General features: G+C 27.8%; 19 protein-coding genes. 14 read left to right on the top strand and 5 right to left on the bottom strand.

Translation table 11 applies throughout. From position 1 onward, the window contains the following. The first annotated feature begins 11 nt into the window (after positions 1 to 11). From B5F09_RS06070 to B5F09_RS06060, 3 genes are all read left to right on the top strand, one after another. Complete coding sequence (locus tag B5F09_RS06070; protein ID WP_087372620.1) at positions 12 to 674, top strand: MBL fold metallo-hydrolase; 663 nt, start codon at positions 12 to 14, stop codon at positions 672 to 674. Positions 675 to 698: 24 nt separating this feature from the next. Beyond that, positions 699 to 1,163, top strand: a complete 465-nt coding sequence (bcp, locus tag B5F09_RS06065; protein WP_087372617.1) for a thioredoxin-dependent thiol peroxidase — start codon at positions 699 to 701, stop codon at positions 1,161 to 1,163. A gap of 66 nt (positions 1,164 to 1,229) precedes the next feature. Further along, on the top strand, positions 1,230 to 2,021 hold the full coding sequence (locus B5F09_RS06060; protein ID WP_087302051.1) for an HAD family hydrolase: 792 nt from the start codon (positions 1,230 to 1,232) through the stop codon (positions 2,019 to 2,021). Between the two features lie 41 nt (positions 2,022 to 2,062). On the opposite strand, the gene B5F09_RS06055 is transcribed toward B5F09_RS06060, so the two are convergent. Next, positions 2,063 to 3,181: an FIVAR domain-containing protein gene (locus tag B5F09_RS06055; RefSeq protein ID WP_087372614.1), complete on the bottom strand. Its 1,119-nt coding sequence runs from the start codon at positions 3,179 to 3,181 to the stop codon at positions 2,063 to 2,065. 320 nt (positions 3,182 to 3,501) lie between these two features. Next, positions 3,502 to 4,122 (bottom strand): LexA family transcriptional regulator, encoded by a 621-nt coding sequence (locus B5F09_RS06050; RefSeq protein ID WP_087302055.1) that lies wholly within the window; start codon positions 4,120 to 4,122, stop codon positions 3,502 to 3,504. A 201-nt stretch (positions 4,123 to 4,323) separates the two neighbouring features. Here B5F09_RS06050 and B5F09_RS15290 point away from each other — a divergent pair, with 201 nt between their 5' ends. From B5F09_RS15290 to groL, 11 genes are all read left to right on the top strand, one after another. Further along, a complete protein-coding gene (locus tag B5F09_RS15290) occupies positions 4,324 to 4,446 on the top strand; it encodes a hypothetical protein (protein ID WP_255375594.1) in 123 nt (40 codons plus the stop codon). A gap of 279 nt (positions 4,447 to 4,725) precedes the next feature. Then, positions 4,726 to 5,103: a GNAT family N-acetyltransferase gene (locus tag B5F09_RS06045; RefSeq protein ID WP_239404270.1), complete on the top strand. Its 378-nt coding sequence runs from the start codon at positions 4,726 to 4,728 to the stop codon at positions 5,101 to 5,103. Positions 5,104 to 5,206: 103 nt separating this feature from the next. Further along, positions 5,207 to 5,839, top strand: a complete 633-nt coding sequence (locus B5F09_RS06040) for a PTS sugar transporter subunit IIB (RefSeq protein ID WP_087372611.1) — start codon at positions 5,207 to 5,209, stop codon at positions 5,837 to 5,839. Next, positions 5,826 to 6,824, top strand: a complete 999-nt coding sequence (locus tag B5F09_RS06035; protein ID WP_087302061.1) for an ROK family transcriptional regulator — start codon at positions 5,826 to 5,828, stop codon at positions 6,822 to 6,824. Before B5F09_RS06040 ends, B5F09_RS06035 begins: the two co-directional genes overlap by 14 nt. A gap of 65 nt (positions 6,825 to 6,889) precedes the next feature. Next, entirely contained in the window at positions 6,890 to 7,240 is a 351-nt protein-coding gene (locus tag B5F09_RS06030; protein WP_087372608.1) for a hypothetical protein, read from the top strand. Between the two features lie 212 nt (positions 7,241 to 7,452). Then, entirely contained in the window at positions 7,453 to 8,313 is an 861-nt protein-coding gene (locus tag B5F09_RS15365) for an ATP-binding cassette domain-containing protein (RefSeq protein ID WP_272482086.1), read from the top strand. Next, the gene (locus B5F09_RS15360; protein ID WP_272482085.1) at positions 8,310 to 8,927 is read left to right on the top strand and encodes an ATP-binding cassette domain-containing protein; all 618 of its coding nucleotides are present in this window, start codon (positions 8,310 to 8,312) and stop codon (positions 8,925 to 8,927) included. Before B5F09_RS15365 ends, B5F09_RS15360 begins: the two co-directional genes overlap by 4 nt. Positions 8,928 to 9,944: 1,017 nt before the next feature. Continuing rightward, entirely contained in the window at positions 9,945 to 10,931 is a 987-nt protein-coding gene (locus B5F09_RS06020) for a hypothetical protein (RefSeq protein WP_087372605.1), read from the top strand. Positions 10,932 to 10,997: 66 nt separating this feature from the next. Next, the gene (locus B5F09_RS06015) at positions 10,998 to 12,332 is read left to right on the top strand and encodes an MATE family efflux transporter (RefSeq protein WP_087372603.1); all 1,335 of its coding nucleotides are present in this window, start codon (positions 10,998 to 11,000) and stop codon (positions 12,330 to 12,332) included. Between the two features lie 160 nt (positions 12,333 to 12,492). Continuing rightward, entirely contained in the window at positions 12,493 to 12,753 is a 261-nt protein-coding gene (locus tag B5F09_RS06010; RefSeq protein WP_087302070.1) for a co-chaperone GroES, read from the top strand. A gap of 14 nt (positions 12,754 to 12,767) precedes the next feature. After that, a complete protein-coding gene (gene groL / locus B5F09_RS06005; RefSeq protein ID WP_087302072.1) occupies positions 12,768 to 14,384 on the top strand; it encodes a chaperonin GroEL in 1,617 nt (538 codons plus the stop codon). Between the two features lie 37 nt (positions 14,385 to 14,421). On the opposite strand, the gene B5F09_RS06000 is transcribed toward groL, so the two are convergent. The 3 genes from B5F09_RS06000 to B5F09_RS15175 form a co-directional block, all read right to left on the bottom strand. Beyond that, positions 14,422 to 15,348 (bottom strand): AEC family transporter, encoded by a 927-nt coding sequence (locus B5F09_RS06000; RefSeq protein WP_087372600.1) that lies wholly within the window; start codon positions 15,346 to 15,348, stop codon positions 14,422 to 14,424. Positions 15,349 to 15,525: 177 nt separating this feature from the next. After that, entirely contained in the window at positions 15,526 to 15,714 is a 189-nt protein-coding gene (locus tag B5F09_RS15180; protein ID WP_239404269.1) for a hypothetical protein, read from the bottom strand. 78 nt (positions 15,715 to 15,792) lie between these two features. Then, positions 15,793 to 16,437 carry a hypothetical protein gene (locus B5F09_RS15175; RefSeq protein ID WP_239404268.1) on the bottom strand — a complete coding sequence of 215 codons (645 nt, stop codon included), beginning with the start codon at positions 16,435 to 16,437 and terminating at the stop codon, positions 15,793 to 15,795. Positions 16,438 to 16,809 lie beyond the last annotated feature (372 nt).

The following is a 16,809-nucleotide window of genomic DNA, read 5'->3' as shown; positions in this document are numbered from 1 at the left end:
AAGGTGATTTTATGCAAATTACAGAATATTTTCCTAATTTTTATATTATAGATGATGGACATGTACGTGAATTTTTGATTATAGGATCAACTGAAGCTTTATTAATCGATACTGGTTTTGGAAATACTGATCTTAAATCTAAAATTCAAAAGATAACTAACTTGCCAGTAAAAGTTGTTCTTAGCCATGGTGATAAAGACCATAGCGGTGGTTTAAAACAATTTGATGAATGTTATGTTCATAAAAATGATATGCCTTTAATTGATGGTAATATAAAAGTTAAAGAAATCAATGAAGGTGATATTTTAGAAGCTGGTGAGTATAAATTTGAAGTTATTGAAATTCCTGGACATAGTTATGGCAGTATTGCTTTTTTAGATCGTAATAAAAAACTGCTTTTACCAGGTGATAGTGTTCAAACTGGGCCGATATACATGTTTGGTCAACATCGAAATTTAGATTTATATCTTCAAAGCTTAGAAAAATTATTAACTTATCAAGATGATATTACAACGATTATACCAAGCCATCATCATTATCCATTAACTAAAGAATATATAAATTATTGTTTAGAAGATGGGTACTTATTAAAAGAAAAGCAAATAAAAGGAATAAAACATCAGACTTTACCATGTTACGAATATACTGGTAAACATGTTTCCTTTTATTATTAAATGATTAGAAGGAGGAATTTTAAAATGTTAGAAGTGGGAAGTCAAGCACCTGATTTTACATTATTAAATCAAAATGGTGAAGAAATAAGTTTAAGTCAATTCAAAGGAAAAAAAGTTATTTTATATTTTTATAGTAAAGATAATACACCTGGATGTACTAAACAGGCTTGTAACTATGCTCAAAATTATCCTGCGATAGAAGAAAATGGGGCACTAGTAATAGGGATAAGCAAGGATAGTGTTAGTGCTCATAGTAAATTTGCTCAAAAATATCAATTACCATTTATTATTTTATCTGATCCTGAAACAAAAGTATTACAAGCCTATGATGTTTGGAAACTAAAAAAAATGTATGGACGTGAATTTATGGGTGTAGTAAGAACTACATATTTAATTGATGAAGAAGGGAAAATTATTAAAGCGTTTGGAAAGGTAAAAGCAGCCAGCGATGGCGATAAAATGTTAGAAGAATTAACTAATAGCAAGTAGTTTAAATTGACTCTTTTTTTAATAATAGTATTATGCTATATTACTGATTATAAAAGGAGGTTTTTTATGATTAAATTAATTGCAACTGATATGGATGGAACTTTTTTAGATTCTAATAAACAGTTTGATCCAGAATTCATTGATATATTTTATAAATTAAAAGAAAAAGGAATTAAATTTGTTATTGCTAGTGGTAATCAATATTTCCGTTTATATCAAAAGTTTTTACCATTAAGTGAACAAATGTATTTTATAGCTGAAAATGGTTGTTTTATTGCAGAAGGTTCTCGTGAATTGTATCATAATACATTATCAGTTGATTGTTTAAAAAAAATAAAAAATATTTTAAAAGAATATCCTCAATTACCAGTTATTATGTGTGGACGTAAAGGAGCTTACATTTTAGAAAAAGATAGAGATTTTGAAAATATTGTTAAAATGCATTATTGCAACTATCAATTTGTAGCTTCATATGATGAAATAGATGATGAGATTATGAAAATATCTATTAATGATCCTGAAGGTAAAATTGAAGAAAAATTAGCTTTAATTGAACCATTGCTTCCTGAAGAAGTAAAGATAGTTACTGCAGGAAATGTCTGGATGGATATTCATAATAAAGAAATCAACAAAGGAATTGGGATGCGTTTTTTACAAGCTATTTATGAAATAGAACCAGATGAATGTATGGCATTTGGAGATCAAATGAATGATTATGAATTATTACAGCAAGTTAAATATGGCTATGCAATGGAAAATGCAGTTGATCCAATTAAAGAAATTGCTTATGGATTAACTGCTTCAAATGATGAACAAGGTGTCTTATTGAAAATTAAAGAAGTATTAGACCTAACATAATTGTTAGGTCTTTTATATATCATTTCATATTAATAATATGTTTAATTTTCTCGATATTTTTTAGATAATGTGATACCTAATCCAGCTAACATCATTGTTGCTACTAGTGGCATAAAATAGATATCATCACCTGTTTTAACGCTAGTTACAGTATTGTCAACTGGTTTTGTTTCTGTTGCTGGTTTAGTAGTGTCTGTACTTCCATCAGGTGTTCCACCAGGAATTGTATTAACATCACCAAGGAATAAAATATGAGCTAACAATAGTGAGCTTTGATATGTAAATTCACCATTGTTGATAGCTGTTTTTAAATTATTTAGTGTTGTTGATAAAAGATTTAGATATCTTTGTGAATGAACATTAGTTTTTTGCAATTCTGCTTCAGCTATTGTGATTATTTTATTATAATCGTTATCAGGACTAAGTACTAAATCATCAAAAGCATTTATTAACGCAATATATGCATCTAATATTTCTTCGTTTGTAGCATTTGGGTCGTTATAAATAGCCTTGATTTCAGCCATTATATTATCAAATGTGGCTTTTGATTCAGCAGTATAGCTAAAAAAACTCAATGAATATTCATAAGATGTAATTTCATAAAGAAGTCTTTCTTTATCCATTTTTTCATCTAATTGATATGCTGATACTTCAGCTAAAATTTTAGCAAGACGATCAATTTCGTCGCGATTATTTGAGTCCATAACATTCATCAAATTATCATAAGCTTCTTGTAACTTTGCTAAAGATTCAACAGTATAAACTGCTGTCATTTTTAATTCTAATTCTGCTTCTGTAATTAAGTCTTCTATTTGAGAATCTGGTAAATAGCGGTCATAGTTATTAACAGCATTATTAAGACGATGATATGCGTTATCTACTTCTTCTTGAGTTACATTTGGATTATTGTATACTGTGTTAGCGTTTTCTAATGCATCTTTAATTTCTTGTTTTTGATACATTGGATAACCTTCTTGGGCTAATAGAGCATCATAATCATATTGATTAATAAGTCTTTCTAAATTACTTTTATCTACTGTGTTTAGCTGTATGCTTTCATTGTTGTTTTCCTCAACAGCCATTGCAGGAACAATGTAGGCTGTTGATAAGGAAAATGTAACTGCTAAAGTCATAGTTAATTTAAATAATTTTGTTTTCATTTTTCCCCTCCTGATTTGATATTCGATTGTGAAATGATATATAAATAATTATATCATGATTATAACTGCATAATCTGTTGCTTAAATATACATTTTATTACATAAAATATTGATAATTTAATCAAAATAGAAAAAAAACAGCATATCTGCTGTTTTAAAGTCGGAGTGAGAACCTATAGTTATTTAAAATTATCATTTTAGTTTGTTGAACTTATAATTTTTATGTCATATTTTAAATAAGTAAAATATTTTAATAAATTACAAATATAGAATGATAATTTATTATTTGATTCAACTAAATCTAATAGGTTTTTGAAAAATTATCTTTTATTAATAACTAAAGAAAGCTTACCAATGATTCTAAAGCCAGCTTCATTTTCTTGATTAATTACAATTGGTGAATAATCTGGATTTGCTGGTTGTAAAATGATGCAACGATTTTTGTTGTCACGATAAAACTTTTTACAGGTTGCAACATTGTCATCAATAGTAAAGCATCCTATATCACCATTTCTTAAAGTGTTGATCTTTTCAAAAACAATTAAGTCACCAGGATTAATATTTTCATCAATCATACTATCACCATTTGCATATTGACAAAAATATTCTTTTTGAGGTGATAGTAATGATTCAGGAAGTGAAATATATTCATCAATATTATCATCAACAAACATCCCAGTTCCACAACTGACATCATTATATAAGGGCACAACGATTGAATCAGATATTACTGGTTGATTGCTTTCTTCAAAGCCTAAAAAATAAGAGGGCGAAACATCAAATATTTCAGATAATTTTTGAATTGTATCTTTTTTGAGGTTGGAAACTCGATTGTTTTCATATTTAGCAATGGCTGATTTTTTAACACCAAGCAGGTTACCAAGCTGTTCTTGAGTTAACCCTTTTTCTTTTCGTAATTTTTTGATTCTTTCACCAGTCATACTGTTACCTCCTTGTGTCTTAATTTTACTATTTTTTAATTGATTAAGCAATAGATATTTATAAAGTGTCTTAAAAAGATATTTTTTATTGACAAACTCGGAAAATAGCGATATATTAAAAGTGTCTAATAAAGATACAAATAAAACATAATTAATAATAAAGATGAATAAATAGATACTTTTTATTGGGAGGTAAAGGATATGAATAAAAAAGAAGTTAATTTTAGTGGTAGAGGTATTATTACAATTGTTAGTGGAATTGTTATTTTAGGTTCAACAATTGCAGGATTAAGCGGATATTTATTGGATTTAATCATGTTATAATTCACATACTATATATGAGGTGATGTGATTTTGATAAAAAAGGATTCTAAAGTTAAGAATCAAGATGAACTTGATTATGAAAATCATATTGTAGAATATGATAAACAATACTTGGATAATTCAAATGCTCAAGAGTAAAAATCAGCAATAGCTGATTTTTTTAATAATTAATAAGTTTTATAATTATTATATATTAGGAGGTAAAAAATGATCAATTTTTGATATGCTACAATTAGTGATTTAGATTTTTTAGTTGAACTTAGAATTCGTGATTTAAAAATGTTTTCAAATCAAAATATCAACCAAGATACAATTAATAATATTAAAAAATTTTATCAAAATGGTATAAAAAGTCAGACCTGTTTTACATTATTAGGATTTGATAATGATAATTTTGTCGCATCTGGAACTTTGTATCTGTATAATATAATGCCATCAAATGAAAATCCTTTAGGTAGGGTAGGACAGTTAACCAATATTTGGGTAAAAGAAGAATATCGTCATCAAGGGATAGCCACAAAAGTTGTAAAAGAACTAATTGCATTAAAGAAAGATGAGTGCGGCATGGTTTGCTTAAATTCGTCTCATGAAGCTAAATCGTTATATCAAAAAATAGGGTTTAAAACAAAAGAAAATTACATGGTAATGATGCTTTAGAATTTTTATCTAAATTATGGGTGAGTTTCTAAGATGATTTGTAAACGTTTACACGATATATTATAATAAATACATAAATTTCTATTATATGTGGGGTGATGATATGGATGAATTTTTGCAAGAAATTAATGCAACAGTATATATCAAATGGATATTGTTGCAAAACGGTAAGGATGGTTTAGTGATAAAAGCCGATCTTCATGATAATAATACAATTATCATTGAAAATGATGTAGTAACTGGGAAGATTATTTTTTATGGTAATGCTATTTTTGAAGAAGAATTAACCGATCGTCAAACTAACGATAAGATTTTTTATTTACATTTTCAATTGACTTATTTAAATCATGCGGTGGAATTATTTAAAGAAATGATAAATTGTGCTAAAGAAGTAACCAATCGGCCATCAGTACAAGTACTTTTATGTTGTAGTGGTGGATTAACGACAACTTTGTTTGCTTACCGTATGCAAGAATTAGCTAAACTTGAAAATTTGCCGTATGAAATAGAAGCTACTGGTTATTCACGTTTATTTGAAATAGCTAATGAGTATGACATTATTTTACTAGCACCTCAAGTAGGTTATATGTTACCTCAAGCTAAAAGGAGGTTACCATGTAAAGAAGTCTTAGTAATTCCGGCAAAAGTGTTTGCGACAAATGATTTTTCAGGAGCTTTAAAATTAGTTTCTAACTGGTATCAAAATAAGGAGGAAATGTCAAATGAACATGAGTGATACTAAAACTTTGAGGCAAAAAAACCGCGATAAAATTTTAGCAGCTTTTATGGAACATGAATTATGTACTAAAAATCAGCTTGCCTTAGCAACCGGCTTAAGTTTGGCAACAGTAAGTAGTATTTTAAACGAATTATTAAAAAGTAGTGAAGTATTGTTTGAAGATATGGAAAATCCTATAAGTAAAGAAATCATGCCATATTATTATTTAAATAATGATTTTTCAAGATTTTTATCAATTTCAATCAATAAAGAATATCGTCGCGTCCATTTAATATATCGAGTTTATAATTTATCTGATGAAGTTATTTACAGTGATGAAGTAATTAAAAAAATTGTTAAAATTAATGACATTTATGATATTATTAATATTGTTAATTCAAAATTTGATAATATTAAAGTTATTGGAGTAAGTGTACCGGGAATAATTAATGATGGTAAAGTAACTTCTACGGGATTGATTAATTTTAATGATATAGAATTATATTCTTTATTAAAAAATAAATATAGTCAAAAAATTGTTTTAGGCAATGATGTAAATACTGCAGCAATTGGTTTTTATTTAACTGAAAAAAACTATGAAAATGTATGTTTGCTGTATCAACCTGGAGAAGGATATGGTGGGGTAGGAACTGTAATAAATGGTCAATTAATAACCGGTAAAACTAATTGTGCTGGTGAGATTCAATATTTGCCATTAAGCAATGAAGATCAATTAAAATTATTACAAACTCCTCATGGTACCATTGAATTATTGAGCAAGATAGTTGTTTGTTTAACGGCAATAGTTAATCCTGAAATTGTTGCTATTAGTTGTACTAATTTAGAAAAAGCCAGTGATCTTGATGAGACGCTTGAATCTATGGTGCCAGCTAAGTATTTACCAAAAATAAAAAAAGTAACCAATTTAAATGATTATATCTTAGTAGGGTTACAATTTATTTGTAAAGAAGTGTTAAAAAATAATTTTATTAATAAAAAATAACTTAATATTACAAGTATCTTTGAAAAAAGGTACTTTTTCTGTTTATAATAGAAAGAGGTGGTAATATGTTAGAGAAAGATATTGAATTATTGATTATGTGTTTAAAAGAGTATATTAAAGATATTGATGGTGAAAAGTTTAAAGAGATTTTTTTAGGATATGTAGAGTATATGGCTCGAAATTATGGTCAGGATTGTATTCTTGATGAATATGATATGATGATGAATATGGTAAATAATTTTGCTGAAAAACATCAGCTTGACCTTAATACACTAACACCGTTTAAACGTAATGTTTTATATCATTGGATTAGAGATAATTATGATGAAAAAGATATTTTGGATTTATATTATTTTAATGAAGAAATTAATGCTTTAGAATGTTTTATTGATACTGTAAATAGTAAGTATCAATAAGGGGTTGCAAAAATAGTTTAATTTATTATTATTATATTGAAATGAGGTGAAAGGATGTATAGATTTTCTTGCTAAAAATTTAATCAACAGTGTTTTGTACTGTTTTTGCATGCAAGAAAATATATCCTTTAATATTATTTATATCTTTAATACGATTTTTTGTGCTACAAGAATATATTTTCTTGTAGCAATTTTTATTAGGAGGGATATAAATGGCATTATTGGAAGTAAAAAATTTAACTTTTCGTTATGATAATCAAATCGAAAATGTTTTTAATGATGTTAGTTTTAAAATTGATACTAATTGGAAATTAGGTTTAATTGGTCGTAATGGAAAAGGTAAGACGACTTTATTAGATTTATTGATGGCTAAATATCCATATCAAGGCTATATAACACCAGGTTATTATTTTGATTATTTTCCATATCCAGTAAATGATCCTAGTCAAACTACAATGGCTATTATTGATGATATTTTAGGTGAATATCAGCTTTGGGAATTAGAAAGAGAATTATCATTATTGGAAGTTGATGAAGATGTTTTGGAACGACCATTTAATACATTATCTAATGGTGAGCAAACTAAGGTAATGTTAGCGGCATTATTTTTAAAACCACATGACTTATTATTAATAGATGAGCCTACTAATCATTTAGATTTACATGGTCGAAAATTACTAAGTAATTATTTAAAAAGAAAAAGAAGTTTTATTTTAGTTAGTCATGATCGTAATTTCATTGATAACTGTGTTGATCATATTTTAGCTTTGAATCGTGAAAGCATTGAAATAATAAATGGTAATTTTACAACCTGGTATGAACAAAAACAAAATCAGGATAATCTAGAAGTTAAAAAGAATGAGAAACTAAAAAAAGATATTAAAAGATTACAAAAAGCAGCTAAGCAAAGTAGTATCTGGTCAGATAAAGTTGAAAAGAGTAAAAATGTTAAGGTAGCAGGACTTAAACCTGATAAAGGATATGTTGGACACAAGGCAGCGAAAATGATGCAACGTTCTAAAAACTTACAACGTCGTCAAAACGATGCGATTGCTAAAAAAAAGAATTATTGAAAGATGTTGAAACTGTTGAATCATTAAAGATGATGCCACTAACGTATTCTAAAAAAACATTAGTTTCTTTTAATGATGTAAAAATCTTCTATGATGATAAAGTGATTGTAGAAAATGTTAATTTTACAATTAACCAAGGTGATCGTTTAAATTTAGTGGGAAGAAATGGTTCTGGGAAAAGTAGTATTATTAAGCTGATTATGAATCAAAAAATAGATTATCAAGGACAGGTTATAATTGGTTCAAATTTAAAAATTGCTTATCTATCACAAACTGATGATCATTTACAAGGTAGATTAGATGATTTTATTGATAAACAACAGCTTGATCAAAGTTTATTTAAAGCTATATTGCGTAAATTGGATTTTTCACGTGATTTATTTAATCAGAATATTGAGACATTTAGTAAGGGACAAAAAAAGAAAGTAATGCTAGCAGCATGTTTATGTACACCTGCTCATTTATATATTTTTGATGAACCGTTAAATTACATTGATATTTTTACAAGAATCCAGATTCAAGAGGTTATTTTAAAATATCAGCCAACTATATTATTTGTTGAACATGACCAGTATTTTTGTAATCAAATAAAAACAAAAAGTATCAATTTATAAAAAAAGAATTATGGTTTACTCTGCCATAATTCTTTTTGCTATATAGAACATTCCGATAACTTCTTTATCATTCTACTATCTACGCATCTATCTAATAATTTTATTGCTTAACCTACTATTTTATTTTTAGTTATCGAAATATTCTTTAAAAAAGGATTCGTTCTAAATTTGAATTGATTTCCATCCATCATTATTTTAATATCACGATTATTTGGTATTTTTAGAAAACAATTTAAATTATTAATGAATAATTATATTGGAAACTGTTTTTAGACGAATTCTATGAAATCTCTTCAAGTTCAAATCCATTTTTTCTAATCATTTCTCATTTTAATTTTTAAAATTTACTTAACTAATATTCACTTCATCTATTCTAATCATCACTTTTGATAATTAATTTAGCATTTAATCTTTTAACCATTACTACTTTTTAATTAACACTTTTATTTATTTTGCTTATCGATGAACTTTTTCACATCTACTATTCTAATTTTTATTTTTTAATAATCTTTTTTAACTAATATAACTTTTGATCAATTTTATCTTTGTTAATTAATTATTTATCAGACCTTTTTCTAATCAACTTTTTAATTATTTATAGAATCATCATTTTGAACAGGTAAATTTTTATTTTTTATTGATTATTTAAAACTGTCTTTTTTAATTAATTTAACTTTTGATAAATTATTAATCTTTGTTAATTATTTTTTATAAGATTATTTTAATTAGCTTAGTTTTTTATGAACTTTTCCATCTTCGCTAATTTAATTTATCTTTGATGATTATTTAGTTTTCAATGAACTTTTGTTAATTATTTCTTTTTATTATTATTGTTTGAAATAATTAGTTTTAGGATTTGTTTTTAGAACTCTTCCTTTTATCTACTTCAAATATATATTAAAAAGATGCGTTATGCAAGCATCTTTCAAATGTTGTTGTTTTTATTTATTTTTACTAGTTTTGTAGTATAATTAGACTTAGGGAGCCGAAAAAATTTTGAAAGAGAAGGGATTATCTATGAAGAAAATATTTAAGATATTTCTTGTATGTATGATGATTTTAACTGTTACAGCTTGTAGTGGTGGAAATGAGTCTAGTGATACTGCAACAAAAATAAAATGGAATAAAGAAAATAAATTTGCTGATTTGATTTCTTTTAAAATTGAAGCAATTGATCAAACTAAAATGATTACTCCAGATGTAATTGGAACCTTATATACTTATTTTGAACCTGCTGATTCAAAAAATGTACTTTTGGATTTAATGATGTGGGTTACTAATGTTACAGATTCAAACTTAAAGTTAAATGATGAAATAGAAGCTATTTTTACGATTGATAATACTGAATATGTGGCTTCATTATTAGCCTCAAAAGATAATGGTGGATCACTTACTAGTGATGTATCTTTAGAAGCTAATACTGCTAATAAGGTTCATTATTATGTTGAAGTTGATCCTGAAAAATTAGATCAAAAAATAGAGTTTAGTTTAAATACAAAAGTAGAAGAAGATTCTGATGAAAATAAAAAATCAGCGACATTAGATTTTGAATTAAAAGATGCAAAAGAAAATTATGAAGCTAAAAATCTTAATGATGTGATTACTTTTGATGGATATAGTGAAATGACTTTGCAAGCTGCTAATATCGCTAAAGAAGTAGCTCCAGCGAGTCCGGTGGGATTATATACATATTATAAAGTAAATGATGAAAATAATAGTTTTGTTGATTTTACAACAGTTGTAAAAAACATTAGTGGTAGTGATATTATGGCTTCAAATATTGCCACTGTAAATTTATTGGATGTTAATAATAATCCATATCCTGCGACAGTTGTTTATGAAAAAGATGATCATAGTAATTTAGAAGCAGCTTCTTCATTGACACTAAAAAATGATCAAAGTGCAATTATTCACTATATTTTTGAAGTTGGTGATGATGTAGTAAATGAGGCTAAATCAATTAGAATTTCTAGACAAGGAAAAGTATATATAATAAATATTTAAAAAAATCTAGTTAATACTAGATTTTTTAAATCACAAATTTAATTAGTTATTAGTAGGAGGGAAACTATGGCTGAAAAGAGAGGATTAATGACAGAGGGAAGCATTGCTAAACAGCTAATATTATTTGCGATTCCTCTATTGATAGGAAATATGTTTCAACAGCTTTACAATACAGTTGATAGTATTGTAGTTGGTAATTATATCGGTGATCAGGCTTTGGCGGCAGTTAATTCTAGCGGGCCTATTATTGATATGTTAGTAAGTTTTTTTACTGGATTATCATTAGGAGCAAGTGTGTTGATTTCTAATTATTATGGTGCTAGGGAAGATAAAGGGGTATTTTGTAGTGTTCATACTGCGATTGCTTTAGGTATTGTTTCTAGTATTTTTGCCACGATTGTGGGGGTTGTTTTTACACCAATGATTTTAAGTTTGGTAAAAGTAGATGCTGCAGTAATTGATCAAAGTATTACATATTTGAGAATTTATTTTTTAGGAGTATCCGGGTTAATAATTTATAATATGGTAAGTGGAATTCTAAGAGCTGTTGGAGATTCTAAACACCCATTATATTTTTTAATTGTATCATCATTTATTAATATTGTATTAGATTTATTATTTGTTGTTGTTTTTAAAATGGGGATTGCTGGAGTAGCAATCGCAACTTCAATTGCTCAAGTAGCTAGTGCATTATTGTCAATCTATGTTTTAGTAACTAGTAAAGAATCATATCGGTTAGAAATATCTAAAATAAAATTTTATTATGAAGATTTAAGAAAGACAATTAAAATAGGAATGCCTAGTGCAATGCAAAATGCAGTTGTTTCTTTTTCTAACATTATTATGCAAACAAATATTAATGTATTTGGTGCATATGCAATGGCTGGAAATGGTTCATATACTAAAATTGATGGTTTTGCAATTTTGCCGGTTATCAGTTTATCAATGGCATTAACAACTTTTGTGGGTCAAAATAAAGGTGCTAGAAATTATGATAGAATTAAACAAGGGGCTAAAATAGGGACTTTAATTAGTTGTGGGACAATTCTTGTATTGAGTGTATTAGTTGTTTTTTCAGCACCATATTTATTACAGATCTTTTCATCAAATCCTAAAGTTATTGAATATGGTTTAATAATGATGCGCTGTTTAGCACCGGGATATTTATTTTTAACGCTTTCGCAGGTCATTTGTGGTATTTTAAGAGGAGTAGGAAAGACAAACATCCCTATGGTTGTTTTAATAGGGTGCTGGTGTGTTTTTAGAGTTATCTGGGTTATGATAACTACTAACTTATTCCATAATATAGTCTTTGTTGATCTTGGCTGGCCTGTTTCATGGGTGTTAAGTACTACGATTTTAATTATTTATTATTATAAAGCTAATTGGTTGGAAGAATAGCGGTTTTTAAATCGCTATTTTTTATATTTTTATATTGAAAAGTAGAATTTTGGAATATAAATAAATTTTTTAGCACTTGGGTTGACAAAGTGCTAAAAAGTATTATAATAATTTTAGCACTAAGATATGGCAAGTGCTAAAGATAAAAGGAGTGATTAACATGATTAAGCCATTACATGATAATGTTATTTTAAAAAAAGAAGAAGTAGAAAATAAAACATCTAGTGGAATTATTTTAACAACTGAAACTAAAAAGGAACCAGGTGTTGCTAAAGTTGTTGCATTAGGTCCTGATTGTAAAGCTGATATTAAAGTAAATGATAAAGTTGTATATAAAGAATATTCAGGAACTAATATTAAAGTTGATGATGTAGAATATATTGTAATTGAAGAAAAGGATATTTTAGCTTGTATAGCTTAAGGAGGTAATTTAAGATGGCAAAAGAAGTAAGATTTTCAAGTGATGCTCGTAAAGCAATGTTGAAAGGGGTAAATACTTTAGCTGATGCTGTTTGTATTACTTTAGGACCTAAAGGTCGTAATGTTGTATTGGAAAAAAGTTATGGTTCACCATTAATTACTAACGATGGTGTTAGTATTGCAAAAGAAATTGAATTAGAAGATAAATTTGAAAATATGGGTGCAAAATTAGTATATGAAGTTGCTAATAACACAAATGATGTTGCTGGTGACGGTACTACTACTGCTACAATTTTGGCTCGTAATATGATTGTTAATGGAATGAAAGCTGTTGACAAAGGATGTAATCCAGTATTAATGCGTGAAGGTATTGAATATGCAAGTAAAGAAGTTGCAAAAACAATCTTAAAAAATTCACGTCAAGTTGAAACAAGCAGTGATGTTGCTAGTGTTGCTACTATTTCAGCAGGAAGTAAAGAAATTGGTGATTTAATCGCTAAAGCAATGGATAAAGTTGGTCGCGATGGAATTATCAATGTTGATGAAAGTAATGGCTTTGATGATGAATTAGAAATCAGTGAAGGTATGCAATATGATAAAGGTTATGTATCTCCATACATGGTTTCTGATCGTGAAAAAATGACTGTTGAATTAGAAAATCCATATGTATTAGTAACTAATTCAAAAATTAATAATCTTCAAGAAATCTTACCAGTACTTGAACAAGTATTGAAAACAAATCAACCATTATTAATTATTGCTGAAGATTATGAAAATGAAGTAATTTCTACTTTAGTTTTAAATAAATTACGTGGTACATTCAATGTTGTAGCTACAAAAGCTCCTGGATTTGGTGATAACCAAAAAGAAATGTTACAAGATATTGCTGCATTAACAAATGCTAAATTCTACAACAAAGATTTAAATATGAAATTAGAAGATCTTCAATTAGATGAGTTAGGAACAATCAAAAAAGTAATTGTTACTAAAGACAATACAACAATGATTGGTGCTAATGAAAATAATAGTGAATTAAATGCTCGTATTGAAGAAATTAGATCAAGAATTGCTGATACTACTAATGAACATGATAGAAAACAATTCCAAGAAAGACTTGGTAAATTAACTAATGGTGTTGCAACTATCAAAGTTGGAGCAACAACTGAAAGTGAATTAAAAGAAAAGAAATTAAGAATTGAAGATGCTTTAAATGCTACTAAAGCTGCTGTTGCTGAAGGTATTGTAATTGGTGGTGGAGCTTGTTTAGTTGAAGCATATAAAGAATTAAAACCAGTTCTTAAAAATGATAATGTTGATGTTCAAAAAGGTATCAATATTGTAATGGAATCATTATTAGCACCTATTTGCCAAATCGCAGAAAATGCTGGATACAATAGTGAAGATATTGTTGATATGCAAAAGAATGCTGATAAAAATATCGGATTTGATGCTAAAAATGGTGAATGGGTTGATATGTTTGAAAAAGGAATTATCGATCCAACTAAAGTTTCTCGTAGCGCATTGTTAAATGCTGCAAGTATTTCAGCATTGTTTATTACAACTGAAGCTGGAGTGGCAGAAATTAAATCAGATGAACCTGCAGCACCTGCTATGGCTGGTGGAATGTATTAAAAAAATATTGGGATATGTAAATTTACATATCCCATTTTTATAATTGATAGATTATAACCATTAAAGGCATTGTTATAGCACTGAAAAACACTGTCATTATATTCATAACACTAGCATAACCAGGATGCTTATTATACAATTGAGCAAACTGAGTAATTGTTGCTGCAGCTGGTGCACTAGCTGCTAAAACAGTTATCAAAAAAATCTGTGAAGCATCTGATGTCAATGTTACAAGACCACTTAATTTAAAGACAGTTATGATAATTAATGGATAAACCACTAAACGCATCAAAGAAATTAAATAAGTTCGTTTTTCACTGAAAATATTTTTTAAGTTCATTTCTCCAATTAACATTCCAATAACGATCATTGCTAATGGACCTAACATCCCACCAACGGTATCGAATGTTGATAAAACAAGACTTGGTAATTGAATCTGGAATAAAAATAAACAAATCCCAACGATAATGGCAATAACATTAATATTTAAAAAGATCTTTTTTAAGTCATAGTTTTTTTCATTGCAAACTAAACTTTTAGCATGTGTCCATAATAATATAGTTTGGACAACCATGTAGCCGCTAGTATATAAAACCCATTCTTTACCTAATATGGCACCAACTAAAGGAATAATTAGATTACCAGAGTTTGAATAAATTATAGTTGCTTTTTCAATTGGCGCAAATCCAAATATTTTAGCTAACAATTGCGTTAAAGGGATATAGATAAGATGTACTATAATCGCTCCTAGAAAAGCTAATCCCAAATCAATTAATTTATCGGGTGTAAATTCAATTGAAAATGATGTTAAAATCGCACATGGTGAAGCAACAAATAATACTAACATTGAGATTATTTTACTATCATCAGTTGTTAAAGTTTTGGTTTTTACTAACAAAAAGCCAAAAAAAATCATAATGAATAATTGCAGTATTTGCTGCATTAGTAATAAGCTTAAATCCACTGCTATCTTCCCCTCTTATTTGTATTTCTTGAGGAATTTTATCACATAAAGCGTTAATTTTAGTGATTATTTCAAAAACTGAAACATTCTGCCATTTAAATCCGCATAAAATCAAGGGTTTTAACCAGTAAAAAGTCCTAAATTGTACCTCGTAAGTAACAAATAAGTAACAAAGATTTAAAATGATGGAACCTTAATTTTTATTAGTTCTTTATATAAATCATCAATGACTGTATCAGTGTAAGTATCGAAAGTTAGATCCTTAAATTTGTGACCTAGAATGAGTTTTCTAGCAAATATATCAACATCATATTTTTGACATAACGTTGCAAAAGTATCACGAGTATCGTGCAAGGTATGTTTCATCCCTAAATCATTCATCAATGGATAAAAATAATTTTTTTAAAATAAGCATAGCTGTAATCTATTATCCTTTTCTTTTTATCAGCTAAAATTAGTTCTTTTACAAAAGGCAGGATGAATAGGTACCACTCTGTCTATACCGCTTTCTGTTTTTAATACGGTTTCAAAATAATAAAAATCCCCATGCTTTTTTATTTTATTTGTTTCGATACTCAACAGTTCGTTTGCTCTCAATCCAGTGTAAATGTAGATTAGAACAATTTTAGCTGCATCACTGTTATCGTCTATCAGCATTTTAATTTCATTCGTAGAGAAAGCATAACGTTTAGTTGATTTTTTATTTTCATCACATCTAATGTATTCAGTATAGTTATTGTCTCTAGAAACGTATTGATGAATAACTGCATATTCGAATATTTTCGAACACAATACTTTCATATGTATCTTTGTACCGTATCCTGCTTTATCATGATCAAATATTTCCTGCAAACCAGCAAGAGTTATCTGTGATATCTTTCTATTGTAAAGTGATTTAAAACGGTTAATCCAGGCTTTATACCAAACTTGTGAAGATTTAGATAGTTTTGATAAATCTTCGTCATATATTATGTCAAATATTTGTTTGAATGTAGGGGTATTCTTTTCACGCTGATCAACTAGCTTTTGGAAAGTGTCTGGTGCAAGGACACTTGCTTCCTTATCGGTTATGGTCTTTTTGTTTGTCAATCTATAAAGCGTTAAGGCATCATCAGATTCCTGCCATGTTTCAAATGTACCTATTGAAACCTGAATCTGATTACCGGTTAATGTATCATAATCGGTTGTTACTTTAGCGCAGAAAGTTTTTCTTCGTTTCCCTGATAAATTTTGACTACGGTACCGGCTTTGTTTGGTCTGCGTTTAAATATTTGCTTTCTAGCCATAATTAAAGCGCGTCCTTTCAATTGTCATTTGCCTTGAACATGCTCTTATGGTAAAATTGAGTACGTAATATAAAAGTTAAAATAAGATTACCCAAATTGTTGCAGATAAGTGGTTACACTTTGCATTAATCAGGGTAATCTTTTTTGATATAATTCTTTCCTGTAAAGGAGTGAA

Source organism: Erysipelatoclostridium sp. An173 (genome assembly GCF_002160495.1).
GTDB classification, from domain to species: Bacteria; Bacillota_I; Bacilli_A; order Erysipelotrichales; family Coprobacillaceae; genus Thomasclavelia; species Thomasclavelia merdavium.
The sequence above is the reverse complement of the archived record's forward strand: the minus strand, read 5'-3'. Positions and strand labels throughout refer to the sequence as shown.

Excerpts from the sequence above, each read along its gene's own strand:
- B5F09_RS06010 (WP_087302070.1), top strand. The coding sequence starts at position 12,493 with ATGATTAAGCCATTACATGATAATGTTATTTTAAAAAAAGAAGAAGTA.
- B5F09_RS15180 (WP_239404269.1), bottom strand. The coding sequence starts at position 15,714 with ATGAAACATACCTTGCACGATACTCGTGATACTTTTGCAACGTTATGT.
- B5F09_RS06035 (WP_087302061.1), top strand. The coding sequence starts at position 5,826 with ATGAACATGAGTGATACTAAAACTTTGAGGCAAAAAAACCGCGATAAA.
- B5F09_RS15290 (WP_255375594.1), top strand. The coding sequence starts at position 4,324 with ATGAATAAAAAAGAAGTTAATTTTAGTGGTAGAGGTATTATTACAATT.
- B5F09_RS06020 (WP_087372605.1), top strand. The coding sequence starts at position 9,945 with ATGAAGAAAATATTTAAGATATTTCTTGTATGTATGATGATTTTAACT.
- B5F09_RS06040 (WP_087372611.1), top strand. The coding sequence starts at position 5,207 with ATGGATGAATTTTTGCAAGAAATTAATGCAACAGTATATATCAAATGG.
- B5F09_RS06015 (WP_087372603.1), top strand. The coding sequence starts at position 10,998 with ATGGCTGAAAAGAGAGGATTAATGACAGAGGGAAGCATTGCTAAACAG.
- groL (WP_087302072.1), top strand. The coding sequence starts at position 12,768 with ATGGCAAAAGAAGTAAGATTTTCAAGTGATGCTCGTAAAGCAATGTTG.
- bcp (WP_087372617.1), top strand. The coding sequence starts at position 699 with ATGTTAGAAGTGGGAAGTCAAGCACCTGATTTTACATTATTAAATCAA.
- B5F09_RS15365 (WP_272482086.1), top strand. The coding sequence starts at position 7,453 with ATGGCATTATTGGAAGTAAAAAATTTAACTTTTCGTTATGATAATCAA.
- B5F09_RS06045 (WP_239404270.1), top strand. The coding sequence starts at position 4,726 with ATGTTTTCAAATCAAAATATCAACCAAGATACAATTAATAATATTAAA.
- B5F09_RS06050 (WP_087302055.1), bottom strand. The coding sequence starts at position 4,122 with ATGACTGGTGAAAGAATCAAAAAATTACGAAAAGAAAAAGGGTTAACT.
- B5F09_RS06055 (WP_087372614.1), bottom strand. The coding sequence starts at position 3,181 with ATGAAAACAAAATTATTTAAATTAACTATGACTTTAGCAGTTACATTT.
- B5F09_RS06030 (WP_087372608.1), top strand. The coding sequence starts at position 6,890 with ATGTTAGAGAAAGATATTGAATTATTGATTATGTGTTTAAAAGAGTAT.
- B5F09_RS06060 (WP_087302051.1), top strand. The coding sequence starts at position 1,230 with ATGATTAAATTAATTGCAACTGATATGGATGGAACTTTTTTAGATTCT.
- B5F09_RS06070 (WP_087372620.1), top strand. The coding sequence starts at position 12 with ATGCAAATTACAGAATATTTTCCTAATTTTTATATTATAGATGATGGA.